This window comes from Achromobacter sp. Root565 (assembly GCF_001427425.1).
Taxonomy (GTDB): Bacteria; Pseudomonadota; Gammaproteobacteria; order Burkholderiales; family Burkholderiaceae_B; genus Achromobacter; species Achromobacter spanius_D.
This window is the reverse complement of the sequence record NZ_LMGO01000006.1, coordinates 103,308-125,177: the sequence shown is the minus strand read 5'-3', so window position 1 is coordinate 125,177 and position 21,870 is coordinate 103,308. Positions and strand designations below refer to the sequence as shown.

Annotated in this window: 24 protein-coding genes; 21 read left to right on the top strand and 3 right to left on the bottom strand. The window is 67.5% G+C overall.

Annotated elements, in window-relative coordinates; all coding sequences use genetic code 11:
- Window positions 1-105 precede the first annotated feature (105 nt).
- The 19 genes from ASD71_RS21990 (at window position 106) to ASD71_RS21900 (ending at window position 16,040) form a co-directional block, all read left to right on the top strand.
- Complete coding sequence (locus tag ASD71_RS21990) at window positions 106-828, top strand: beta-ketoacyl synthase chain length factor (protein ID WP_056569802.1); 723 nt, start codon at window positions 106-108, stop codon at window positions 826-828.
- The gene (locus ASD71_RS21985; protein WP_156395259.1) at window positions 825-1,688 is read left to right on the top strand and encodes a 1-acyl-sn-glycerol-3-phosphate acyltransferase; all 864 of its coding nucleotides are present in this window, start codon (window positions 825-827) and stop codon (window positions 1,686-1,688) included. The genes ASD71_RS21990 and ASD71_RS21985 overlap by 4 nt, the downstream gene beginning before the upstream one ends.
- Window positions 1,669-1,929 carry a phosphopantetheine-binding protein gene (locus ASD71_RS21980; RefSeq protein WP_056316022.1) on the top strand — a complete coding sequence of 87 codons (261 nt, stop codon included), beginning with the start codon at window positions 1,669-1,671 and terminating at the stop codon, window positions 1,927-1,929. The genes ASD71_RS21985 and ASD71_RS21980 overlap by 20 nt, the downstream gene beginning before the upstream one ends.
- 16 nt (window positions 1,930-1,945) lie before the next feature.
- Window positions 1,946-2,200 carry an acyl carrier protein gene (locus tag ASD71_RS21975; RefSeq protein WP_056569797.1) on the top strand — a complete coding sequence of 85 codons (255 nt, stop codon included), beginning with the start codon at window positions 1,946-1,948 and terminating at the stop codon, window positions 2,198-2,200.
- Window positions 2,197-2,745 carry a hypothetical protein gene (locus tag ASD71_RS21970; RefSeq protein ID WP_056569795.1) on the top strand — a complete coding sequence of 183 codons (549 nt, stop codon included), beginning with the start codon at window positions 2,197-2,199 and terminating at the stop codon, window positions 2,743-2,745. Before ASD71_RS21975 ends, ASD71_RS21970 begins: the two co-directional genes overlap by 4 nt.
- Before the next feature lie 3 nt (window positions 2,746-2,748).
- Window positions 2,749-4,455 (top strand): AMP-binding protein, encoded by a 1,707-nt coding sequence (locus ASD71_RS21965; RefSeq protein ID WP_056569793.1) that lies wholly within the window; start codon window positions 2,749-2,751, stop codon window positions 4,453-4,455.
- Window positions 4,442-5,194, top strand: a complete 753-nt coding sequence (locus ASD71_RS21960) for a glycosyltransferase family 2 protein (protein WP_056569791.1) — start codon at window positions 4,442-4,444, stop codon at window positions 5,192-5,194. The genes ASD71_RS21965 and ASD71_RS21960 overlap by 14 nt, the downstream gene beginning before the upstream one ends.
- Window positions 5,191-6,114 carry a glycosyl transferase gene (locus tag ASD71_RS21955; protein ID WP_056569789.1) on the top strand — a complete coding sequence of 308 codons (924 nt, stop codon included), beginning with the start codon at window positions 5,191-5,193 and terminating at the stop codon, window positions 6,112-6,114. The genes ASD71_RS21960 and ASD71_RS21955 overlap by 4 nt, the downstream gene beginning before the upstream one ends.
- Entirely contained in the window at window positions 6,107-6,559 is a 453-nt protein-coding gene (locus ASD71_RS21950; protein ID WP_056569787.1) for a thioesterase family protein, read from the top strand. The genes ASD71_RS21955 and ASD71_RS21950 overlap by 8 nt, the downstream gene beginning before the upstream one ends.
- Window positions 6,547-7,170, top strand: a complete 624-nt coding sequence (locus ASD71_RS21945) for an outer membrane lipoprotein carrier protein LolA (RefSeq protein WP_082579020.1) — start codon at window positions 6,547-6,549, stop codon at window positions 7,168-7,170. The genes ASD71_RS21950 and ASD71_RS21945 overlap by 13 nt, the downstream gene beginning before the upstream one ends.
- Window positions 7,154-9,496 carry an MMPL family transporter gene (locus ASD71_RS21940; protein WP_056569786.1) on the top strand — a complete coding sequence of 781 codons (2,343 nt, stop codon included), beginning with the start codon at window positions 7,154-7,156 and terminating at the stop codon, window positions 9,494-9,496. Before ASD71_RS21945 ends, ASD71_RS21940 begins: the two co-directional genes overlap by 17 nt.
- 25 nt (window positions 9,497-9,521) lie before the next feature.
- Complete coding sequence (locus tag ASD71_RS21935) at window positions 9,522-10,784, top strand: NAD(P)/FAD-dependent oxidoreductase (RefSeq protein ID WP_056569784.1); 1,263 nt, start codon at window positions 9,522-9,524, stop codon at window positions 10,782-10,784.
- Window positions 10,785-10,821: 37 nt separating this feature from the next.
- Window positions 10,822-11,379 (top strand): DUF3261 domain-containing protein, encoded by a 558-nt coding sequence (locus tag ASD71_RS21930; RefSeq protein WP_056569782.1) that lies wholly within the window; start codon window positions 10,822-10,824, stop codon window positions 11,377-11,379.
- Window positions 11,376-12,575: a beta-ketoacyl-[acyl-carrier-protein] synthase family protein gene (locus ASD71_RS21925; protein ID WP_056569780.1), complete on the top strand. Its 1,200-nt coding sequence runs from the start codon at window positions 11,376-11,378 to the stop codon at window positions 12,573-12,575. Before ASD71_RS21930 ends, ASD71_RS21925 begins: the two co-directional genes overlap by 4 nt.
- The gene (locus ASD71_RS21920; RefSeq protein WP_056569778.1) at window positions 12,572-13,027 is read left to right on the top strand and encodes a hotdog family protein; all 456 of its coding nucleotides are present in this window, start codon (window positions 12,572-12,574) and stop codon (window positions 13,025-13,027) included. The genes ASD71_RS21925 and ASD71_RS21920 overlap by 4 nt, the downstream gene beginning before the upstream one ends.
- Complete coding sequence (gene fabG / locus ASD71_RS21915; protein WP_056569776.1) at window positions 13,024-13,755, top strand: 3-oxoacyl-ACP reductase FabG; 732 nt, start codon at window positions 13,024-13,026, stop codon at window positions 13,753-13,755. Before ASD71_RS21920 ends, fabG begins: the two co-directional genes overlap by 4 nt.
- The gene (locus tag ASD71_RS21910; protein WP_056569774.1) at window positions 13,755-14,981 is read left to right on the top strand and encodes a beta-ketoacyl-ACP synthase; all 1,227 of its coding nucleotides are present in this window, start codon (window positions 13,755-13,757) and stop codon (window positions 14,979-14,981) included. Before fabG ends, ASD71_RS21910 begins: the two co-directional genes overlap by 1 nt.
- Before the next feature lie 65 nt (window positions 14,982-15,046).
- On the top strand, window positions 15,047-15,487 hold the full coding sequence (locus ASD71_RS21905) for a hypothetical protein (protein ID WP_056570558.1): 441 nt from the start codon (window positions 15,047-15,049) through the stop codon (window positions 15,485-15,487).
- Window positions 15,488-15,581: 94 nt separating this feature from the next.
- Entirely contained in the window at window positions 15,582-16,040 is a 459-nt protein-coding gene (locus ASD71_RS21900) for a GatB/YqeY domain-containing protein (protein WP_056569773.1), read from the top strand.
- 2 nt (window positions 16,041-16,042) lie between these two features.
- Here ASD71_RS21900 and dinB read toward each other — a convergent pair whose 3' ends face one another.
- Window positions 16,043-17,140, bottom strand: coding sequence for a DNA polymerase IV (gene dinB / locus ASD71_RS21895; RefSeq protein WP_056569771.1), 1,098 nt, complete (start codon window positions 17,138-17,140; stop codon window positions 16,043-16,045).
- A 75-nt stretch (window positions 17,141-17,215) separates the two neighbouring features.
- Here dinB and ASD71_RS21890 point away from each other — a divergent pair, with 75 nt between their 5' ends.
- On the top strand, window positions 17,216-17,638 hold the full coding sequence (locus tag ASD71_RS21890) for a PaaI family thioesterase (protein WP_056570556.1): 423 nt from the start codon (window positions 17,216-17,218) through the stop codon (window positions 17,636-17,638).
- A gap of 32 nt (window positions 17,639-17,670) precedes the next feature.
- Here ASD71_RS21890 and ASD71_RS21885 read toward each other — a convergent pair whose 3' ends face one another.
- Window positions 17,671-18,126 carry a BPTD_2524 family lipoprotein gene (locus ASD71_RS21885; protein ID WP_056569769.1) on the bottom strand — a complete coding sequence of 152 codons (456 nt, stop codon included), beginning with the start codon at window positions 18,124-18,126 and terminating at the stop codon, window positions 17,671-17,673.
- Window positions 18,127-18,280: 154 nt separating this feature from the next.
- On the opposite strand from ASD71_RS21885, the gene ASD71_RS21880 reads away from it, so the two are divergent.
- Entirely contained in the window at window positions 18,281-20,197 is a 1,917-nt protein-coding gene (locus tag ASD71_RS21880; RefSeq protein ID WP_056569767.1) for a S9 family peptidase, read from the top strand.
- On the opposite strand, the gene ASD71_RS21875 is transcribed toward ASD71_RS21880, so the two are convergent.
- Window positions 20,187-21,416 (bottom strand): GGDEF domain-containing protein, encoded by a 1,230-nt coding sequence (locus ASD71_RS21875; RefSeq protein WP_056569765.1) that lies wholly within the window; start codon window positions 21,414-21,416, stop codon window positions 20,187-20,189. The two genes, ASD71_RS21880 and ASD71_RS21875, sit on opposite strands and share 11 nt — an antisense overlap.
- Between the last annotated feature and the right edge of the window lie 454 nt (window positions 21,417-21,870).

Genomic DNA, 21,870 nt, shown 5'->3' with positions numbered 1-21,870 from the left:
GAAAGTAACTATTCGAAAAAAATACCGTAAAAATGGATTATTTTGTGTAATTTGTAACTGTTCAAAACAAGTCAGTCGCAGTTTGCCATAGTAGAATCGCGCGCTATGTTGACGTTCTCCATCGCGCAATGGCAAGGTTGGACACAAGGATTTCAAGACCCGAGCAGTTGGCAGGACTGGGCTGAACAGCCGTACTGCCCCCTCGGAGATCAGGCCGCCCCCCGCCTCGACTTCTTGCCCCCCATGCAACGACGCCGCCTCAGCCCCCTGGCTCGCGGCGTATTTGCCTGCGCGTGGCCATTAGCGGACGGCTACCCGGACATGCCCTTCGTGTTTGCCTCGCGGCACGGGGAAACCACGCGCAACTTCGGGCTGCTGGACTCGCTGGCGGCCGACGAGCCGCTGTCGCCCACGGCCTTCGGCCTGTCGGTCCACAACTCGATCGCCGCGCAATGGTCGATCATACGCCGTGAAACGGCAGAGTCCGTTGCGTTGTCCGTCGAGGACGACGGCCTGGAACACGCCTTCATCGAAGCCGCGCTGCTGTTCGATCAAGGGCACGACAACGTGCTGGTCGTGCTGGCCGAAGAATCGCCGCCGGCCCCCTACGCGCCGTGGGTGGACGACGTGCCGTTCTCGTATGCCGCCGCCTTCCGCCTGCGTCCGGGCACGGACTGGGCGCTGACGATGGATCCCGCCGGCGGTGACGACGCGGCGCCGCAGGTCTGGCCCAATCCCTTGAACCTCGTGCGCCACCTTGCGCTGCAGACCCAAAGCTGGCGGCATGCCAACCGCAGCCGCCAATGGACCTGGACCCGAACCGCATGACGACTCCGGCTCAAATCCGTCAAGATTTCTGGCTGTGGCGCCTGTTCGCCACCGGCATGGCCTTCACCATGTTCGGCGTGGGCGGGGTGCTGCTGCGCCTGATGGTGTTTCCGCCCCAGCGCCTGCTGCCCGGCGATCGCCAAGACCGCCAGCGCCGGGCGCGCTGGGCCCTGAACGGCACCTTCCGGCTATTCATCCGCTTCATGGTGCGCGTGGGCATCCTGACCGTGGAATTCAAGGGCGCCGAGCGTCTGGGCCGCCCGGGCCAGATGATTCTTGCCAATCACCCGTCGCTGCTGGACGTGGTGTTTCTGGTCGGGCACGTCAAGAACGCCAACTGCATCGTCAAACACGGCCTGGCCACCAATCCTTTCACGCGCGGTCCCGTCGCGAACGCCGGCTACATCACCAACGACGAAAGCTTCGACATGTTCGACCGCGCCGCCGACGTGCTGCGCAACGGCGAAACGCTGATCGTCTTTCCGGAAGGCACGCGCACGCCGCCCGACGCCATGCCCCAATTCCATCGCGGTGCATGCGCCATTGCGCTGCGCGGCGCGCAGGTCGTGACGCCGGTCGTGATCCGGATGAATCCTCGCAGCCTGACCAAGGGCGAGCCCTGGTACCGGATTCCGCCTTCGCGCATGCGATATGTCATCGAGGTCGGTGAAGACATCGACCCAACCACGTGGAGCCGCGTGCATCCGCTGCCCATCGCGGGCCGCAAGATGAACGCCCACCTTCACGCCTATTTCGAAGCCGAGCTGGCGCGCAGCGCGCCGGCCGGCGCACCAATGAATGCGCTGTCGCCCAAGACGGCGCAAGTGGAGTCAAAGCAGGATGAATCAACTGGAACTTGAGCTGAAAACGCTCGTCATCGAGTCCCTTGGGCTCGAAGACATCACGCCCGATGACATTGACCGCGAAGCCGCGCTGTTCGGAGACGGACTGGGCCTGGATTCGGTCGATGCGCTGGAGCTGGGCCTGGCGCTGCAAAAGCGCTATGCGATCACCATCGATCCCGAAACGCGCAACATGCGCGAGCATTTCGCCAGCATCGCCAGCTTGGCGGCATTTGTCACTGCGCAACGCCGCGACTGACGCATACGGAGTCCCCATGCACACCCGCGACGAAATCTTCAACACGCTGCGCGGCGCCCTGGTCGAACTGTTCGAAATCGAACCGGAACGGATCACGCCCGACGCGCATTTGTACACCGACCTGGAAATCGACAGCATCGACGCGATCGACCTCATCGACCACGTGCGCCGGCAGACCGGCCGCAAGCTTGACGCCAACGATTTCCGCACGGTCCGCACCGTCGAGGACGTGGTGCAAGCCATGATGCAAAAGCAGGATCCGGCCGCATGAGCCGTGGCGTCGCGGCCGCCTTGGCCGCCGCCGCCGTGGCCTACCCGTTCATCGTTTACGCGACGCTGGAACACGTAAGCGCCGCGTGGCTGGCCTTGCCGCTGGCGCTCTTGTGGCTAGCCCGCGGTTTGACCGCGCGCGCCGCGCAGCCGGGCGACAGACTGTTGCCCGCCGCCGCGCTCGTCTTCTGCCTGATCCTGGCCGTGTCCAATTCCGAGAACTGGCTGCGCTGGTATCCCGTGCTGGTCAACGGAATGATGCTGGCCATCTTCGGCATGAGCCTGCGCACCGGCATGCCCGTCGTGGAACGCCTGGCCCGATTGCGCCATCCCGATCTGCCGTCCGAGGGCGTGCGCTACACCCGGAACGTGACGCGCGCCTGGTGCGTGTTCTTCGCCCTGAACGGCACGATCGCCGCCGCGCTCGCGGCCTGGGCGCCGTGGAGCTGGTGGGTGGCCTACAACGGCTGCGCCAGCTATGTCCTGATGGGCCTGATGGCCGCCGGCGAATGGCTGATGCGCCCCGCCGCCGCAAAGGCGGCCTGAGCCATGGCCTGGACACCCCTGCCCCAACTGCTATTGCCCGCCGTCGGCGCGCTAGCGAACGCCGTGATCGCGGATAGCCCGCTGATTGTCCGCGACGTTTTCGCACAGGACAGCCTGCGCATCGCGGGCGCCTTGCGGGCGCGTTCGGTGAAGCGCGCCGCGCTCTGGTTCGACGACGCCGTGGACCTGGCGTGCGCGCTGTTCGCGTGCTGGCGCGCGGGCGTCGTGGCCGTCCTGCCCGGAGACAACCAGGCGCAGACCTGCAACGGCCTGGACGCAGCCGTCGACGCGTGGCTGACGGATGCCGACCTGCCCGTGCCTTCGGCGCGGCGGTGGCGCCTGGCTGACCTGCACGGCCACCCGGCGCTTGACGCCGCGGAGCTGGATGAATCCTTGACGCTGGTGCTGTGCACATCCGGCTCCAGCGGCACGCCAAAGCACATCGTCAAGCAATGGCGTCAGCTCGCGCAAGAAGTGCAGGCGCTGCAGCACCAATGGCCCGACACGCACACGCCCGTGCTGGGCAGCGTGTCAGCGCAGCATATGTACGGCCTGCCCTTTCGCGTGCTGTGGCCGCTTTGCGCGGGCCGTCAGATCGACCGGCGCCAGCGGCTCTACCCCGAAGACCTGCAGCAGGCCAGTCTGCGCTATCCCACCTTTGCCTGGATTGCCAGCCCCGCGCTGTTGCGGCGTCTGGGCCAGCGCCTGGACTGGGCGCAATTGCGCGGACGGCTGACCCGCATCCATTCCTCGGGCGGCGCGCTGCCGCCCGAGGTCTCCGACGATATCGAACGGTCGCTCGGGCTGCGTCCCACCGAGATCTATGGCAGTTCGGAAACGGGCGCGGTCGCCTGGCGCACCGGCGACGCCGACTGGCAGCCGCTGCCGGGCGTTGCCGTTGATCTGAATGAAGCAGGCGCCCTGCGCGTGTCGTCGCCCTGGGTGCAAGCTGACGAGCAGCAGACGGCGGATGGCGCCGAGGTCACCCCGAACGGTTTCAGGCTGCTGGGCCGCCTGGACCGCATCATGAAGATCGAGGACAAGCGCGTGTCGCTGCCCATGGTGGAGCGGGCGCTGATGGAACATGCGTATGTAACGGACGTCCGCCTGGGCAAGGCCGCCGGCGCCCCGCGCCTGGCCGCGCTGGTGGCGCTGTCGGCACACGGTCTTCATGCCCTGCGCAACCAGGGCCGCAAGGCTGTCGTGGACGCGCTGCGCGGCCATCTGGCCGCGCGCGTGGAATCGCTGGCGGTGCCGCGCACCTGGCGGCTGCTGCGGCATCTGCCCGTCAATGCCCAAGGAAAATTGCCGCAAGCGGATTTCGAGGCGGCTGCCGGCCCGCGCCCCGTGGCCCCCGCTGCCATCCCGGCCGACGCGCCCGAGCAGCCCGGCAACGAGCGGCGCTACACGTTGGACATTCCCTACGACCTTGCCTATTTCAGCGGCCACTTCCCCACGGCGCCGGTCGTGCCGGGCGTGGCGCAGATCACCTGGGCCATGTCGCTTGCGCAGCGCGACCTGCATCCCGGACTGCACTTTGCGGGCATGGAAGCGCTGAAGTTCCAGCGCCTGCTGCGTCCCGGCGACACCGCCGTCCTGGCGCTGAAATGGGATGCCGCCAAACAGAAGCTGTACTTCGCGTTCACGGTGAATGATTCGCCGTGTTCGTCCGGACGCGTTCTTCACGGGGCAAGCCATGACGCCGCATAAGCTGTGCGCCGTCATCCCCGTGTACAACCACGGCGGCACCGTCGCGGCAGTCGTTGCGCAGCTTGCCGCGCACGGCCTGCCCTGCGTGCTGGTGGACGACGGCTCCGAGCCCGCCTGCGCCGCCGTGCTGGACGAGCTGGCCGCGCACGCTGATACGCAACTGGTACGCCGCGCCGTCAACGGCGGAAAAGGCGCGGCGGTGCAGGACGGCCTGCGCGCCGCAATAAAGCTGGGCTACACCCACGCGCTGCAAGTGGACGCCGACGGCCAGCACGCGCTGCACGACATTCCGATGTTTGCGCGGATGTCGCGCGAACAGCCGGATGCCGTCATCTGCGGCGCCCCCGTGTACGGCGACGACGTGCCGCGCAGCCGCCTCTATGGCCGCTGGCTGACCCGCATCTGGGTCTGGATCAATACGCTGTCGTTCGACATCCCCGACGCCATGTGCGGCTTTCGCGTCTATCCGCTGGCCAAAGTCGTGCCCGTGATCGACGGGACGCACGTCGGGCGGCGCATGGACTTCGACATCGCCGTCCTGGTGCGGCTGCATTGGAAGGGTGTGCGCATGGCATGGTTGCCGACGCGCGTGGCCTATCCCGAGGGCGGCATCTCGCATTTCAAGGGTCTGCAGGACAACGTGCTGATCAGCCGCATGCACGCGCGGCTGTTTTTCGGCATGCTGGCCCGATCGCCGGTGCTGTTGTGGCGCAGGCTGGCCCGGAGCGCCCCGCGATGAGCGCGGCCGATCCGCATTGGGCCGGGCAGCGCGAACGCGGCAGTCCCGTGCTGATGCGCCTGACGGCCTGGGCCGCGCGCACACTGGGACGACGCGTGGTCGCTCCCGTGGTCTGGCTGGTGGTGCTGTATTTCTATGCGTTCGGCCCGCGCGCGCGCCGCGCGATTGCCGCGTACCAAGCGCGCGTGACCCGCGCCGGCGGCCTTGCCGCGCCCCTGCCCCGCGCCTTTCCCGTGTACCGGCAGTACCTGGCCTTTGCCGTCGCCATGCTGGACAAGCTGGACGTATGGCAGGGCAAGATCACGATGGCGCGCCTGGACATGGCGGACCCGGACGGCCTGCACGCCCAGATGGGCCATGGCCGCGGCCAGATCCTGGTGGGCTCGCATCTGGGCAATATCGAAGTCTGCCGCGCGCTTGCCGAACAGACGGGCGCGCTGCGGCTCAATGTGCTGGTCCACAGCAAGCACGCCGTTCACTTCAACCGCCTGCTCGACGAAGCCGGCGGCGGGCTGCGCATGATCCAGGTCAGCGAGCTGGATGCCGCCGTCATGCTGGATCTGGCGGAGCGCCTGGACCGCGGGGAATGGCTGGCCATCGCCGGCGACCGCGTGCCCCTGCGCGGCGACCGCACGGTGCCCGTGCAATTCCTGGGCGCCACGGCGCTGTTTCCGCAAGGCCCGTGGCTGCTGGCCGGCCTGCTGGGCTGCCCCGTGAACCTGCTGTTGTGCACCCGGCACGGCGGCCGCTACCGTGTGTCGATGGAGCGCCTGACCGCGCGCATCGAATGGACGCGCGCCACCCGGCAGACGCAAATCGCCGCCTGGACCCAGCGCTATGCCGACCGCCTGGCCGCGCATTGCCGCGAGGCGCCGCTGCAGTGGTTCAACTTCTACCCATTCTGGAAAGACGATGCGTAAACGTGGCGCGATCGGCGCGGAAGTCGAAATCCGTGTGCCCTTCTTCGATGTCGATTCGATCAACGTCGTATGGCATGGCCATTACGTGAAATACCTGGAGCAGGCGCGCTGCGAGCTGCTGGACCGGATCGGCCACAACTACGACGCGATGCGCGCCAGCGGCTACGCCTGGCCGGTGATCGACCTGCACCTGCGCTATGCCCAGCCCGCGCAGTTCGGCCAGCGCCTCATCGTGCGCGCCGAACTGGTGGAATGGGAACATCGGCTCAAGATCAACTACCTGATCCAGGATGCGGAAACCGGCCAACGGCTCACGCGGGCCACGTCCGAACAGGTGGCCGTCTGCATCGCCACCCGCGAAATGCAACTGGCCTCGCCCGCCGTCTTCGTCGCCGCGGTGCAAGGCGCGCTTCAATCCCAGGAGGCTGGCGCATGTCCTGCCTGAACGTCTTTTCGCGCTTTAACCACTTTCTGTGCCTCTTGGCGCTCACCCTGCTGCCCTTGACCGCCAGCGCGTTCGACCTGAACGACCTGCAGCAACAACTGCGCGCCACGCCGATCGTGCGCGGCCAGTTCATCCAGCAGAAATTCCTGCGTTCGCTGCCCCAAGCGCTCACCAGCCGGGGCGACTTCACGCTCGCGGCCGGCAAGGGCCTGTTGTGGCTGCTGCGCACGCCCATCGCGCAGGACCTGCGCATCAACGCCGACGGCATATCGCGCCGCGACGAATCGGGTGCGTGGCAAGCGCTGCCGCAGCACACCGGCGCGGGTCGTGAGAACCAGCTTTTCCTGTCGGTGCTGGCGGGCGATACCCGCGGGCTTCAAGAAAACTTCGACCTGACGCTGACAGGCGAGGCCAACGTCTGGCAACTGACGCTGACGCCACGCTCGGCGCTGCTCAAGCAGATCTTCACCGCCATCCAGATCGACGGCGGCGCCCTGGTCGACCGCATCGAACTGCGCGAGACGCAAGGCGACCGCAGCGTCCTGCAGATGACCGGCGCGGTCGCGGCTGATGCCCTGACGCCTGAGGAACAGCGTGCATTCGCGGACTGAACGCTGGCTGCCCCGCCTTTTCAAGCTGGGGCTGCTGCTTGTGCTGCTGGCCGGCGCCTGGCAATGCCGCCATGGCTGGCCGGTGTCGGCCAACCTGATGGAACTGGTGCCGCAGAGCGCCAATGACGCCACGCGCCAACTGGCCGAGGATCGCATCCAGGAGCCGTTGTCGCGCCAGCTCATCGCGCTGGTCGCCACCCAGGACGGCGCCACCCCCAAGGGCGCCGTCCCCGCGCAACCGGCGCGGCTGCTCGCCCAGCGGTGGACGGACAGCGGGCTCTTTTCCGTCGTGCAGGTGGAACTGAACGTGGACCTGGCCGCCGTGCGCGAGCAGCTGCTGGCCGGCCGCCTGGCCATGCTGCCGCTGGCGGACCGCCGGCGGCTGGACTCGGACCCTGCCGCGTATGCACAGCGCCGGGCGCGCGAGCTGTCCGATCCCTTCTCGTCATCGGGCCTGGTTCCGGCCGACCAAGACTGGCTGGGCCTGACGCGCCGCGCCGAACAATCGCTGCGGCCCGGCGGAAGCGTGCAGTACGACATGGGATCGGGCACCCTGCAGGCGCAGCAGGCCGGCCGCCGCTGGGTGCTCGTGCGCGCCGAGACCCGTGGTGACGCGTTCGATGCGGACGCGCCGCAACGCATCGCCGCGCAGATCGACCAGGATCGGGCGGCCTTGCAGGCCGATGGCGCGCAGATGCTGGTCGCGGGCGGTGCGCTGTACGCCGCGGCCGGCAAGGCGCAGGCCGTCGCGGAAGGCAGCTGGATCGGATCCGGCGCCACGATCGGCATCGTGCTCGTACTATTGCTGGCGCTGCGCCGCTGGCGCGTGCTGCTGGCGTTCGTGCCGGTGGCTGTCGGGCTGGTGACAGGCGCGGTCGCCTGCGTCGCGGTGTTCGGCTCGATCCACGTGTTGACGCTCGTCATCGGCGCCAGCCTCATCGGCGTGGCGGTCGACTTTCCCATGCACTGGCTCGGCAAGAGCTTCGGGATGCCGGACTGGCAGGCCTGGCCCGCGCTGCGCCGGGTTCTGCCCGGCCTCACGATCAGCCTGGCCGCCAGCCTGGTCGGTTATGTTGCTCTCGCATTCACCCCGTTCCCCGCGCTGACGCAGACGGCCGTGTTCTCGGCGGCGGGTCTGCTTGGCGCGTACGCCTGCACCGTCTGCCAACTGCCGGCATGGATGCGCGGCTGGCAACCGCGTCCGTGGCTGCCCCTGCTGCATGTTGCGCAAGCCGCGCTCAAGATGCGCGAACGGCTGGGCAACCGGCGCGGCGTGCGGTGGGCCGGCGTGGTCGTCATGGCAGCCGTCACGGTTGGCGGCATCGCGCGGCTGGGCATCCAGGACGATCTGCGCCAATGGCTGAGCCTGCCCGCGCCCCTGATGCAGCAGGCCCGGCAGATCGGCGAGATCACCGGCTACGTGCCGACGAGCCAGTTTTTCCTGGTGCGCGCCCCCGATCCCGATGAACTGCTGCGGCGCCAGGCGTTGGTCGCACAGCAGCTCGACACGCTGGTCCAGCGTCGCGGCCTTGCCGCCTACAACGCGCTGAGCCAGCTTGTCTCCCCCGCCGCCGACCAGCAGGCGCTGGCCCGCCGCCTGGCCGAGCTGGCCGGCGAACCGCTGGCGTGGAAGCCCATGACGGACCTGGGCATTCCGTTCGAGGCCGTGGCAGCGGAGCTGCGGTCGCTCGCGGCGTTGCCGGTCGTCACCATCGACGGCGCGTTGCAAGGCCCGCAGGCCGAACGCTGGCGCACGCTGTGGCTGGGCCAGCATGGCGGCGAATACGCCGGCATGATCTCGCTGCTGGGTCTCAGCGACCCGGTCGCGCTGCAAGCCATTGCGCAGGCTGCGCCCGGCGTCACGCTCGTCGATCGCAGCGGCGAACTCAATCGCATGTTCGCCGCCACCCGCATCGAGGCCGCCGAACTCAAGCTCCTGTCCTATGTGGCCGCGGCCGTGCTGCTGCTGCTGACGCTGGGACGCGCCGCCACCTGGCGCATTCTGGCCGTACCGCTTGCGGCCACCGTCTGCAGCCTGGCCGCGCTGGGTTATCTGGGCCAGCCGTTGACGCTGTTCAGCCTCTTCGGCCTGCTGCTGGTGTCGGCCATCGGCGTGGACTACGCCATCTTCATGTACGAGCGTGTCGCCGGCGCCGCCGCCAGCCTCGTCGGCATCCTGCTGGGCGCGGTCACGACGCTGCTGTCGTTCGGCCTGCTTGCCCTCAGCCACACGCCCGCCATCGCCAACTTCGGACTGGCCGTGGCGCTGGGCGTCGCGTTTTCGCTCTTGTGGGCGCCCTGGGTCGGTCCGCCGCGACGCGCCTGAAACCAGCCTCTTTCATCAAGGAATCATGGAAACATCCAGCATGGAACATCGGGAAGTTGTGGTTATCGGGGCCGGCCCCGCCGGCGCGGTTGCTGCCGCGCTGCTGAAGCGGCAAGGACATGACGTCCTGATGCTGGAACGCCAGCAGTTCCCCCGGTTCTCCATCGGGGAAAGCCTGCTGGCGCATTGCCTGGAATTCGTGGAAGAGGCCGGCATGCTGCCCGCCGTCGAGGCCGCGGGCTTCCAGGTCAAGAACGGCGCCGCGTTCGCGTGCGGCGACGCCTACACCTACTTCGACTTCCGCGACAAGTTCACCGCCGGCCCGGGCACGACCTTCCAGGTGCAGCGCGCGCAGTTCGACAAGGTGCTGGCCGACGACGCGGCCCGCCAAGGCGTTGAAGTGCGCTACCAGCAGGAAGTCACCGCCGCCGACTTCGGCGATGCAGGTCCCCTGCTGGACGTGCGCCGCGCCGACGGCAGCGCCTATCAGGTCAAGAGCCAGTTCGTGCTGGACGCCAGCGGTTACGGCCGCGTGCTGGCCCGCCTGCTGGACCTGGAACGCCCCTCGGCGATGCCGCCCCGCAAGGCGATCTTCACGCACATCGAAGACCGCATCGACGATCCGGGCTTTGACCGCGAGAAGATCCTGATCACCGTCCATCCCGAACAGCGCGGCATCTGGTATTGGCTGATCCCCTTCTCCAACGGCCGCTGCTCGTTCGGCGTGGTCGGCGGCGAAGACCTGTTCGGCGGTCCCGGCGAGGATCTGATGACCACCCTGCGCGCCATGGCCGATGCCGCGCCCAATCTGAAGCGCGTCTTGAAGAACGCCGTCTGGGACACCCCCGCCAACACGATCGGCGGCTACTCCGCCAGCGTGACGCGCCTGCACGGTCCCGGCTACGCCCTGCTGGGCAACGCCGCGGAGTTCCTGGATCCGGTGTTCTCGTCGGGCGTCACCATCGCGTTGCGCTCGTCCAAGCTGGCTGCGGACGCCTTGCACCGGCAGCTCGGCGGCGCCCAGGTCGACTGGCAAAGCGAATTCGCCGACCCGCTGATGATCGGCGTGGAAACGTTCCGCGCGTATGTGCAGGGCTGGTACACCGGCGAGTTCCAGGACGTCGTCTTCTACCAGCAGGCGCAGCCGGAAATCCGCCGCATGATCAGCTCGATCCTGGCGGGCTACGCCTGGGACACGAGCAATCCCTTCGTGGCCAACCCGCAGCGGCGCCTGCGCGTGCTGAGCGAACTGTGCCGCGCCGGCAGTGCGGTCGCCCAGCCGGCCTGAACCCGCACTGAACGGCATTAACCCCCAGCAACCCGTCATGACCGCCATTCCCGCCCCGTTCCTGTCCACCCGCCGCGCCCTCGTGGCTACGTTGGCGCTGCTGGCCCTGGCCGGCTGCGCCGGCGCGCCGCCCCTGCCCGCGCGCGACGCCGCTTTTTCGCTGCCGCGCCAGTTGCATGTGGTGCAGACGGCGCCGGGCCAACCCGCCCTGGACCTGCTGCTGGTGGTCCAGCGCGAAGACGCCGCCTTGCGGTGGTCGCTCTTCGACCCGATGGGCGTGCCGCAGGCGCGGCAGATGCTGGAAGGCGGGACATGGCGTAATGACGGGTTCATGCGGCCCAACGCGCAGGCCCGCGATCTATTTGCCGCGCTGATGTTCGCCTGGACGCCGGCAGCGGACCTTGACGCGGCCTATGGCGAGGCGTCGTGGCGCACGGCGTCATCACAAGCCGGGGCGGCGCAACGCCTGCTGCTCGACGGCGGCCAGGTGCGCTGGACCGTCACGTATCCCGCCGACGCGCAAAGCCAGGCATTGTCGATCCGCACTAACAGCGACGTGACGTGGCGGATCACCCCCCTGAAGGAGCAGCCATGACGACCTGGCTTGGCACCCCCGGCGTCGTATGCGCGCTGGGCGCCGGCGTGGACGACGTTGCCCGCGCCGCCTTCGCCGGCGATACCTCCGGCATGCGCGCCCAGGATGGCTGGGTGAACGGCCGCACGTTGACGCTGGGCGCCTGCACCGGCGCGCTGCCGCCGCTGCCTCAGGAATTGCCCGCGCATCACCACAGCCGGAACAACCAGTTGCTGCTTGCGGCCGCCCTCCAAATCGAAGACCGCCTGCGCAGCGCGATTGCCCGATACGGCGCCGGCCGGGTCGCTGTGGTGCTGGGCACCAGCACGTCGGGCGTGAACGACAACGCGCCCGCGTTCCGCCATCTGCGCGCGCAGGGCGCCTGGCCCGGCGGCTACGACTACCGCCGTCAGACGCTGTCCTCGCCCGCCGACTTCCTGGCGCAATGGCTGGGCGCAACGGGCCCGGCCTACACGCTGTCCACCGCCTGCACGTCCAGCGCCCGCGCGCTGCTGTCCGCGCGCAGGCTGCTGGAGCTTGGCCTGTGCGACGCGGTGGTCTGCGGCGGCGCCGATACGCTCTGCCGCCTGACCATCAACGGCTTCGCCACCCTTGAAGCGGTCGACGAAGCGCTGTGCGCGCCCTTCTCGGCCAATCGCCGCGGCATCAACATCGGTGAGGCCGGCGTCCTGTTCCTGATGGAACGCGACCCGGCCGATGCCAACGCCGTGGCGCTGCTGGGCGGCGGCGCCAGTTCCGACGCCTGGCACATGTCCGCGCCCGATCCCACCGGCGAAGGCGCGCGCCGCGCCATGCAGGCCGCGCTGCGCTCGGCGGACGTCGACGCCGCCAGCATCGGCTGGCTGAATCTGCACGGCACCGGCACCCCGCACAACGACGCCATGGAAAGCCACGCCACGCACGCCGTGTTTCCGCAGGGCGTGCCCTGCGCATCGACCAAGGCGCTGACCGGCCACACACTGGGCGCGGCTGGCGCGCTGGAAGCGGTCCTGGCCTGGATCACGTTGTCCGCGGCGAACGCCCACGGTGCACTGATGCCGCACGTCTGGGACGGCCAGCCGGATCCGGCGCTGCCGGCGCTGGATTTCAGCACGTCCGCGCACCGCTATGCGACGGGCCGTCGGCGGCTGGCAATGAGCAACTCGTTCGCCTTCGGCGGCAACAATGCCAGCCTGGTGCTGGGAGGCCAGTCATGACGACGTGGCCCATCGCCAGCCTGCTGCCGCACGCGGGCGACATGATCCTGCTCGATACCGTGATCCGCTACGACGCGGACAGCCTCACCGCCCGTGCCGTCATCCGGCCCGGCCCCTATTCGCTGCCGGACGGCTCGCTGCCGCCCTGGCTGGGAATGGAACTGATGGCGCAGGCCGTGGGCGCGTGGGCAGGCTGCCAGGCGCGCCAGGCGAACGAAGCCGTCAAGCTCGGTTTCCTGCTTGGCACGCGCCGCTACGAATGCCATGACGCCTCATTGCCCGCGGGCGCCGAGCTCACCGTCCATGTTGAACGCGGCCTGATCGACGCCAGCGGCATGAGCGTCTTCGAATGCGTGCTGCGCGATGACGCGCGCGTCGTGGCCCGCGCCCGGCTCAACGTCTATCAGCCCAGCGATCCCACAATTCTTATGCAGGAAGAAGCCCCCCAATGAGCGCCGACCCCATTCTTGTCACCGGCTCGAGCCGCGGCATCGGCCGCGCCATCGCGCTGGCCCTGGCCGACGCCGGCCACGATCTGGTGCTGCATTGCCGCCAGCAGCGGGCGCAGGCCGAGGCCGTCCAAACCGACGTGCAGGCTCGCGGCCGCCAGGCACGCATCCTGCAATTCGACGTGGCCGACCGCGCCCAGTGCGCCGCCGTGCTGCAGGCGGACGTCGAGACGCATGGCGCCTATTACGGCGTCGTGCTGAACGCCGGGCTGACCCGCGACGGCGCGTTTCCCGCCCTGACCGGCGACGACTGGGACCAAGTGCTGCGCACCAACCTGGACGGCTTCTACAACGTGATGAGCCCGCTGGCGATGCCCATGATCCGGCGCCGCGCGGCGGGCCGCGTGGTGTGCATGACCTCGGTCTCCGGACTGGTCGGCAACCGCGGGCAGGTCAATTACAGCGCGTCCAAGGCCGGCCTCATCGGCGCCGCCAAGGCCCTGGCCGTGGAACTGGCCAAGCGCCACATCACCGTGAACTGCGTGGCCCCCGGCCTGATCGACACCGACATGATTGACGAGCAAGTACCCGTGGAAGAAATCCTGAAGGCCATCCCGGCGCAGCGCATGGGCCGCCCCGAAGAAGTCGCCGCCACCGTGGCGTTCCTGATGTCGCCGGGCGCCGCGTACATCACGCGCCAGGTCATCGCCGTGAATGGAGGGCTTTGCTGATGAAACGGGTTGTCGTCACCGGCATGGCCGGCATCAGCGCGCTGGGATCGGAATGGCAGGCCATCCAGCAGGCCTTCCAGGAAGGCCGCAGCGCCATTCGCGTCATGCCCGACTGGGCGCGCTACGTGGAACTGAATACCCGCCTGGGCGGTCCGGTCGAAAACTTCCAGACGCCGGCGCACTGGACACGCAAGCAGCTGCGCAGCATGGGACGCGTGTCGCAGCTTGCCGTGCGGGCCGCGGAAATCGCGTTGAACGATGCCGGCCTGCTGGGCGAGCGCAGCATCACCGACGGACGCATGGGCGTGGCGTGCGGATCGTCCGTGGGCAGCACGGCGGAAATCCGCGCCTTCGGCAACATGCTGCTCAACGGCGTCACGGACGACCTGAACGCAAACTCCTACGTGCGCATGATGCCGCACACGACCGCGGCAAACATCGGCATCTTCTTCGAACTGAAGGGCCGCATCATCCCGACCTCCAGCGCCTGCACGTCCGGCAGCCAGGGGATCGGCTACGCCTATGAGGCCATCCGCTACGGCCGGCAGGACCTGATGCTGGCCGGCGGCGCCGAAGAGCTGTGTCCCAGCGAGGCGCTGGTGTTCGACGCACTGTACGCGACCAGCCAGAAGAACGACACGCCCGAACTGACGCCCCGCCCCTACGACCGCGATCGCGACGGACTGGTCATCGGCGAAGGCAGCGGCATGCTGGTGCTGGAATCGCTGGAACACGCCCAGGCCCGCGGCGCGCACATCCACGCGGAAATCGTTGGTTTTGGCAGCAACTCGGACGGCACGCACATCACGCGGCCCGAAGCGGCCACCATGCGCGTCGCGATGGAAATGGCGCTGGCCGACGCCGGCCTGCCGCCCGAGGCAATCGGCTACGTGAACGGCCACGGTACCGCGACCGAACAGGGCGATGTGGCCGAAACGCAGGCCACGTCCCGCCTCTTTGGCAGCCGCATGCCCATCAGCTCGCAGAAAAGCTACCTGGGCCACACGCTGGGCGCGTGCGGCGCGCTGGAGTCCTGGTTCAGCATCGAAATGCTCAGGAACGACTGGTACGCGCCCACGCTGAACCTGCAGAATGTCGACCCGCTGTGCGGCGAGCTCGATTATCTGGCCGGCGACGGGCGGCGCATGAGCAACGAGTATGTGATGAACAACAACTTCGCGTTCGGCGGCATCAACACCTCCCTGATCTTCAAGCGCTGGCCGTGATGCCGGCCGGCGCCACGCATCTGCGCTTTCCCGCTTTTCCAACGTATGAACAAGGAATGCAAATCATGATCCTCCCTTGCAAGCTCGCCGGCGCGCTGACCGTGTCGTTTGCCCTGTCCGCCCCGGTCCTGGCCGCGGATCGCACCGTCCACCTGCCCATCGCGGCCGCCATCAAGGCCGCGCAGGACGCCGGAAAGATCGACGGCAGCGTCAAGTTCTACCTGGCCGGCACGGGTCCCAAGGGCAAGGTGGTGGAGGCCGGCGTGGTCACCAACCGCAAGACCAACGCGTTTGCCAAGAAGGACGAAGAGGCTTGCCTGTGGGTCGCCCAGTCCGCCCTGATCTCCCTGCATGAAGCCGCCAAGAAGGCCGGCGCCAATGCCGTCACCAATATCGTCAGCTACTACCGCAAGAACGAGTACCGCAGCACCACCGACTACGAATGCCACGCGGGCGCCATGGTCGCCGGCGTCGCCTTGCGCGGCGACCTCGCCACGGTGAAGTGATCCACGATGATGTGATCCCCGGGCCGGCGCGCGCCCGGTGCGTCCCGGCCCGGTTTACACTTCCCGATTACCGCAACACCACAAAGGTTTACCGATGAGCACTGCTACGCTCAAGACCCGCCTGTCCGACGCCGTCAAGGACGCGATGCGCGCCAAGGCCAGCGAGCGCCTGACCACGCTGCGTTTCCTGCTGGCTGCCGTCAAGCAGAAGGAAGTTGACGAACGTCGCGACCTGTCCGACGCCGAAATCACCGCCATCATCGAAAAGCAGGTCAAGCAGCGCCGCGAGTCGATCGCCGCGTTCGAGCAGGCCGGCCGCACGGAAACCGCCGAGCAGGAGAAGGGCGAACTGGCCGTGCTGCAGGAATTCCTGCCCCAGGCCGCCACCCCCGAGGAAGTCGCCGCCGCCATCGACGCCGCGCTGGCCGAAGTCGCCGCGCAAGGCGTGACGGGCGCGCCCGCGATGGGCAAGGTGATGGCGATCCTGAAGCAGAAGCTGGCCGGCCGCGCCGACATGACTGCCCTTTCGCAGCAAGTAAAAGCGCGTCTATAGCGCTAGAAAGCCCCTCCAAACAGATCCGGCTGGCGCGACTGCTCGCCCGGATCTGCGAAGTTGCTCATGCCCACGCCCGCCAGCCGGTACAACGTGTCCGGCGGCAGTTCCACGCGTTCGCATAGCAGCCGGGCCAGGGCGGCCAGTTCCATGGCCGACGCGGGCGGCTGGGCGCAGGTCTGGCTGCGCGTCAGGATGCGGAAACGGTCGGTTTTCAGCTTGAGCACCACCGTGCGTCCCAAGGCGCCCTTCTTCAGCGCCTGATCCCACACCTTTTCCGCCATGCGGTCCAGGGCGTCGCCCACGGCCTCCAGCCGGACATCGTTGGAGAACGTGGTTTCGGCCGACACCTGTTGCAGCGGCTGGTCGGTTTGCACCTCGCGTTCGTCGATGCCCCGCGCCAATTCATAAAGCCGCCGCCCGTAGCGGCCGAAATAGTGCTCCAGTTCCTGCGCGCTGTGCGTGGCCAGGTCGCCCACCGTCTGGATGCCAAGCTGCTCCAGGCGTGACTGCGTGACCTTGCCCACGCCTGGCACCTTGCGCACGGGCAAGGGTTCCAGGAACGCCAGCACCTTGCCGGGCCGCACGACAAAAATGCCGTCTGGCTTGTTCCAGTCCGACGCGATCTTGGCCAGGAATTTGTTCGGGGCCACGCCGGCCGAAGCGGTCAGTCCGGTTTCCTCTCGGATCTGCTGGCGGATCACCTGGGCGACCTCGGTGGCCGAAGGCAGTCCGCACTTGTTGACCGTCACATCCAGGTAGGCCTCGTCGAGCGACAAGGGCTCGATCAGGTCGGTATGGCGGGCGAAGATCTGCCGGACCTGGCGCGATACGTCGCGGTATCGGTTGAAATCGGGCGGCACGTAGATCGCGTGCGGACAGAGGCGCTCTGCCTTGATGGCGGACATCGCGGAATGGATGCCGTAGCGCCGCGCTTCATAGGACGCCGCGCACACGACCGAGCGCGGTCCGGTCCAGGCCACGACCACCGGCTTGCCGCGCAGGTCGGGATTGTCGCGCTGCTCCACGGACGCATAGAACGCATCCATGTCCACATGCACGATCTTGCGCGCAGACTGCACTGACGCCTGCCCCGTCATAGCCTCAATCCCGTGGCAAAAACATATATTATGACCGGCGGCAATCCGCTATTCCTTCTCGCCCACGACGGTTCCATGACTGCACCTGCTTGCCCCAAAACCGACTACTTCGGCCTGACCATTCCCTTCATGAGTTTCATCGGACTGGTGCCGGAAAGCATCGCGCCCGCCTATGCCCGCACCACGCTGCCGTGGCGCGAAGACCTGACCAACAGCCGCGGCGACGTGCACGGCGGCACGCTGATGAGCGTGCTGGACTTCACGCTGTCGGCCGCCGCGCGCGGGTCCGCGGACGGCACCGAGGGCATGGCCACCATCGACATGAACACTACGTTCCTGTCTCCCGCCACGGGCGATCTGGTCATCGAAGCGCGCTGCCTGCGCCGCGGCGCGTCCATCGCCTTCTGTGAGGGCGACATCCGGCGGGCCGATGGCGAACTGGTGGCGCGCGCCACCGCCACGTTCAAGATCATCCGCCGCCGCCCGGGCGGCGACTGACCTTCTTTCGTCCCGCCTTCCGTCGTCCTGCCTCAGTTCGGCAGGTCGCGCGACGGCTTGACGGGCGGGCGCGGATCCAGCGGCATGTACGTGCTGCACGACACCAGCCCGTAATACACCGCATCCTGCATTGCGCGCATGGCGGCGGCATCCCACGTGCCCTTGCCCCACATCACGATGCGCACGTCCGTGGACTTCGGGCCCTCGGATTTCAGGTCGACGCGCGACATCTCGCGATCGGAATACGGCGCCAGCACGCGCACGACGCCGCTTTGCGCGCTCTCGTTCAGGTCGGACACGACGCGGTAGGCGTTGTCGGTGCTGCGCAGGCACGCGTTGGACTGGCGGATGACCGCGTCATAGGCGTCCTTGAAGGCCACCGGCGCCTTGAATTCGCTGTGCGGCGACGCGCCATCCGGCGAAATGCCGAACGAGCAGCCGGCCAGTCCCAAGACCAGCGCCGAGGCCGCGACCAGATTCCTGTACATGTAAATCTCCAGAAGAATTGCCGCGATTATCCCGCAAACCGTCCGGCGGCATAAGTGGTGGCGGATCTGAGGAGCCGGTTCGACACCCCTCGCGCGGCTATGGCATTATCGACCAGCCTATTTGCAACGCGGATCGACATCACGGAGGTTTCCCTTGTTCTCATTTCTGCGCACCGTCCTGGCAGCCGGCATCGTCGGCGCCTCCCTGGGTGCCTGCGCCACGCAGCCGCCTCCCCGCGCCTATCCCCTGAGAGATTTCTTCCGCAATCCTGAGCGCGGCTATTTCCGCCTGTCGGACGACGGCCAGACGCTCTCGTTCATGCAGCCCACCAGCGTGGACGGCAACCCCGCCCGCATGAACATCTACGTGCAGCCGCTGCAAGGCAGCCAGCTCGTGGGCGAACCCCGCCAGCTCACCAGCGAGACCGCGCGCGACATCAGCGGCTATTTCTGGAAAGGCCCGGACGTGGTGCTGTACCAGAAGGACTTTGGCGGCGACGAGAATTTCCATGTCCTGGCCGTCAATGCCAAGACCGGCACGATCACCGACCTGACACCCTATGAGGGCGTGCGCGCCGGTATCGAGGACGACCTGGAAGACGATCCCGACCACGTGCTGATCAGCCACAACCAGCGCAACCCCGAGGTCTTCGACGTCTACCGCGTCAACGTCCACACCGGCGCGGCCGTGCTGGTGGCGCAGAATCCGGGCAACATCGTCGGCTGGCAGACCGACCACGCCGGCAAGGTGCGCGCCGCCGTCGCCAGCGACGGGCTGAACACCACCCTGCTCTACCGCGACGACGAAGCGTCCGACTTCCGTCCCCTCATCACCACCGACTACCGCACCAGCGTCAGCCCGGCGTTCTTCACGTTCGACGACAAGAAGTTCTATGCGCTGAGCAACCGCGGCCGCGACAAGCTGTCGCTGGTCGTCATCGACCCGGCCACGCCGGATGCCGAAGACGTCATCTTCACGCCCGACACCGTCGACCTGGACGGCGCGGCATTCTCGCGCAAGCGCCGCGTGCTGACCGTGGCGTCCTACCAGACCGACAAGCCGCAATACAAGTTCTTCGACGCGGAAACCGAAGCGCTGTACAAGACGCTTGCCGAGCGCCTGCCGGGCTATGACGTCGTCATCCAGGGCGGCAACCGCGACGAGAACAAGTTCATCGTGGCCGCCTACAACGACCGCACGGCCGGCTCGCGCTACATCTACGACGCGGTGGCCGGCACGCTGACCAAGCTGGCGGACCTGAATCCGGCCATCCCCGAGGCCGACATGTCGCGGGTGCAGCCCATCAGCTACCAGAGCCGCGACGGCAGGACCATCCATGGTTATCTGACCCTGCCCGCCGGCCGATCGCCCAAGAACCTGGCCTGCGTCGTCAATCCGCACGGCGGCCCGTGGGCGCGCGACGGCTGGGGCTACAACCCCGAAGTGCAATTTCTGGCCAACCGCGGTTTCTGCGTGCTGCAGATGAACTTCCGCGGGTCCACCGGCTATGGCCGCGACTTCTGGGAAGCGGGCTTCGGGCAATGGGGCCTGAAGATGCAGGACGACATCACCGACGGCGTGCAGTGGCTGGTCGAGCAAGGCATCGCCGACCCCAAGCGTATCGGCATCTACGGCGCCAGCTACGGCGGCTATGCCACGCTGGCCGGCGTGGCCTTCACGCCCGACCTGTATGCCGCGGCCGTGGACTACGTGGGCGTGTCCAACCTCTTCACGTTCATGAAGTCCATTCCGCCCTACTGGAAGCCCATGCTGGACAAGATGCAGGACATGGTGGGCGACCCGGTGCGCGATCTCGACCGTCTGACCGCAACCTCGCCAGCGCTGCATGCGGACAAGATCAAGACGCCGCTGTTCGTCGCGCAGGGCGCCAAGGATCCGCGCGTGAACAAGGACGAGAGCGACCAGATGGTGTCGGCGCTCAGGGCGCGCGGCGTGGACGTGGAATACATGGTCAAGGACAACGAAGGCCACGGCTTCCACAACGACGAGAACAAGTTCGAGTTCTACGAGGCCATGGAGAAGTTCCTGACGGAACACCTCAAGCCGTAGTCCCTGCGGTTTCCGTTTCCAGAGCATTCGCGGCGGCCGGCAGGCCGCCGCTTGTTTTGACGACGCCGCGGCCGCTCCAGGCCATTTCCACGCGGTCCCGCCCCTGCTCCTTGGCCCGGTACAACGCCACGTCGGCCCGCGCCAGGATGACGTCGGCGCTGTCGCCCGGCTGGTAGGACGCCAGCCCCCCGCTGGTGGTCATCTGCACTTCCAGCCCTTGCAGATAGAGCGGCATGTCGCGCAGGGCGTCACAGACGCGCTGCGCCTGCACCAGCGCGCTCGCCGGATCGCAGTCGTACATCAGCAGCACGAATTCCTCGCCGCCCAGGCGGCCGAAGCGGTCGCTCGACCGCACCGCGTTCTGCACCACGCGCGCGAAGTGGCGCAGCGCGGTGTCGCCGCCCGCATGGCCATAGCGGTCGTTGATGGATTTGAAGTGGTCGATGTCCAGCACCAGCACCGCCAGCTTGCCGCCGGTGCGCTCGCAGCGCTGCAGCTCGTGGTCCAGTTCATCCATGATGCTGCGCCGCGAATACGCCTGCGTCAGGCTGTCGAACGTCAGCGCCGCCTGCATCTTTTCCGCCTGGCTGCTCTGGATCATGAAGAGCAGCGCAAGAAAGAGTCCGGGCACCGTGACGGAGCCGCAAACAATGAAGAACAGGCCCCACGCCGACGGCTGCAGCAGCGACACCGGCGCCTCCACGCCCGCGCCGTACACATATCCGCGCAACGCATGCAGCGCCACCACCCCGAAGAACGCCAGCAGCAGGTACAGCACGACGCCCCGCGTCTTGATCCGCTTGCGCTGCCTGAAGATGACGAAGCCCGTCGCTGCCATCAGCACGCAGGTGTAGACGGAATACAGCACCATGCGCGACACCAGGCTGTCGCTGCGGTACAGCAGCAGGGCAAAGCCGAATGTGCACAGCGAGCACAGCACGGTCGTGCGCAGGATATGCGGATGCATGCCGAAGAACTGCCGCACGCCGATGTACACCAGCGCGGCGGAACAGGCCCAGGCGGCGTTGGACACCATCACATAGGCGGCGGGCGGGATCATCTCGGCCGACGCATAGGCCAGCAGGGACAGCACGGCCAGCGCGTTGGCCGCCATGAACGCGGGCACGCCGTCGACGCCGCGAACGTGAAAGGGCAGCAGCAACGGCAACGCCAACGCCGTGGCCAGGCCCCACATCAGGAAAAACAGGCTAGTCGTCATGGTTCACTCCGGCTCAGGCCTGTCGGCCTGCCGCGCCGTTGGGACTGCAGTTGCACTGGGTTCGCGCTAGAGACGCGCGTTACACGTCAGCATTCTTGATGCTTTTTGTTACGAGAATGGCGAAAGGACGCGCATGACGTTCGCCCTGTTGGGCAACGCGCGTCCGTCCGTCCAGAACCTTTACCGCCGCGCCAAGACGATTGCACGGCCTGCGACGAGAGAATACGCCAAGGCGCCTTCGCCGTGACGCCCCCTTTGCAGTAATTGACAGTTAACTTGGGCAATTTTCCGTAAAGTTCCACCCGTCGACGGCGCAGCATAAGCGTCGCGATCACGCCCCACGGGCGTGGCGCGTACTAGCCATGCACTCCGATTACGCGAGTGCGAAGGTCCCCGTAGCGGGCGCCGCGCAAGTCCCAATCAAACGTTCATCTCCGCGCTGCCGGCGCCTTGT

Bases quoted from the DNA above. Each gene is read 5' to 3' on its own strand.
- ASD71_RS21875 (WP_056569765.1), bottom strand. From the start codon at position 21,416: ATGACGACTAGCCTGTTTTTCCTGATGTGGGGCCTGGCCACGGCGTTG.
- ASD71_RS21955 (WP_056569789.1), top strand. From the start codon at position 5,191: ATGAGCGCGGCCGATCCGCATTGGGCCGGGCAGCGCGAACGCGGCAGT.
- ASD71_RS21920 (WP_056569778.1), top strand. From the start codon at position 12,572: ATGACGACGTGGCCCATCGCCAGCCTGCTGCCGCACGCGGGCGACATG.
- fabG (WP_056569776.1), top strand. From the start codon at position 13,024: ATGAGCGCCGACCCCATTCTTGTCACCGGCTCGAGCCGCGGCATCGGC.
- ASD71_RS21900 (WP_056569773.1), top strand. From the start codon at position 15,582: ATGAGCACTGCTACGCTCAAGACCCGCCTGTCCGACGCCGTCAAGGAC.
- ASD71_RS21975 (WP_056569797.1), top strand. From the start codon at position 1,946: ATGCACACCCGCGACGAAATCTTCAACACGCTGCGCGGCGCCCTGGTC.
- ASD71_RS21925 (WP_056569780.1), top strand. From the start codon at position 11,376: ATGACGACCTGGCTTGGCACCCCCGGCGTCGTATGCGCGCTGGGCGCC.
- ASD71_RS21970 (WP_056569795.1), top strand. From the start codon at position 2,197: ATGAGCCGTGGCGTCGCGGCCGCCTTGGCCGCCGCCGCCGTGGCCTAC.
- ASD71_RS21905 (WP_056570558.1), top strand. From the start codon at position 15,047: ATGATCCTCCCTTGCAAGCTCGCCGGCGCGCTGACCGTGTCGTTTGCC.
- dinB (WP_056569771.1), bottom strand. From the start codon at position 17,140: ATGACGGGGCAGGCGTCAGTGCAGTCTGCGCGCAAGATCGTGCATGTG.
- ASD71_RS21930 (WP_056569782.1), top strand. From the start codon at position 10,822: ATGACCGCCATTCCCGCCCCGTTCCTGTCCACCCGCCGCGCCCTCGTG.
- ASD71_RS21885 (WP_056569769.1), bottom strand. From the start codon at position 18,126: ATGTACAGGAATCTGGTCGCGGCCTCGGCGCTGGTCTTGGGACTGGCC.
- ASD71_RS21965 (WP_056569793.1), top strand. From the start codon at position 2,749: ATGGCCTGGACACCCCTGCCCCAACTGCTATTGCCCGCCGTCGGCGCG.
- ASD71_RS21990 (WP_056569802.1), top strand. From the start codon at position 106: ATGTTGACGTTCTCCATCGCGCAATGGCAAGGTTGGACACAAGGATTT.
- ASD71_RS21945 (WP_082579020.1), top strand. From the start codon at position 6,547: ATGTCCTGCCTGAACGTCTTTTCGCGCTTTAACCACTTTCTGTGCCTC.
- ASD71_RS21935 (WP_056569784.1), top strand. From the start codon at position 9,522: ATGGAAACATCCAGCATGGAACATCGGGAAGTTGTGGTTATCGGGGCC.
- ASD71_RS21985 (WP_156395259.1), top strand. From the start codon at position 825: ATGACGACTCCGGCTCAAATCCGTCAAGATTTCTGGCTGTGGCGCCTG.
- ASD71_RS21890 (WP_056570556.1), top strand. From the start codon at position 17,216: ATGACTGCACCTGCTTGCCCCAAAACCGACTACTTCGGCCTGACCATT.
- ASD71_RS21910 (WP_056569774.1), top strand. From the start codon at position 13,755: ATGAAACGGGTTGTCGTCACCGGCATGGCCGGCATCAGCGCGCTGGGA.
- ASD71_RS21960 (WP_056569791.1), top strand. From the start codon at position 4,442: ATGACGCCGCATAAGCTGTGCGCCGTCATCCCCGTGTACAACCACGGC.
- ASD71_RS21950 (WP_056569787.1), top strand. From the start codon at position 6,107: ATGCGTAAACGTGGCGCGATCGGCGCGGAAGTCGAAATCCGTGTGCCC.
- ASD71_RS21980 (WP_056316022.1), top strand. From the start codon at position 1,669: ATGAATCAACTGGAACTTGAGCTGAAAACGCTCGTCATCGAGTCCCTT.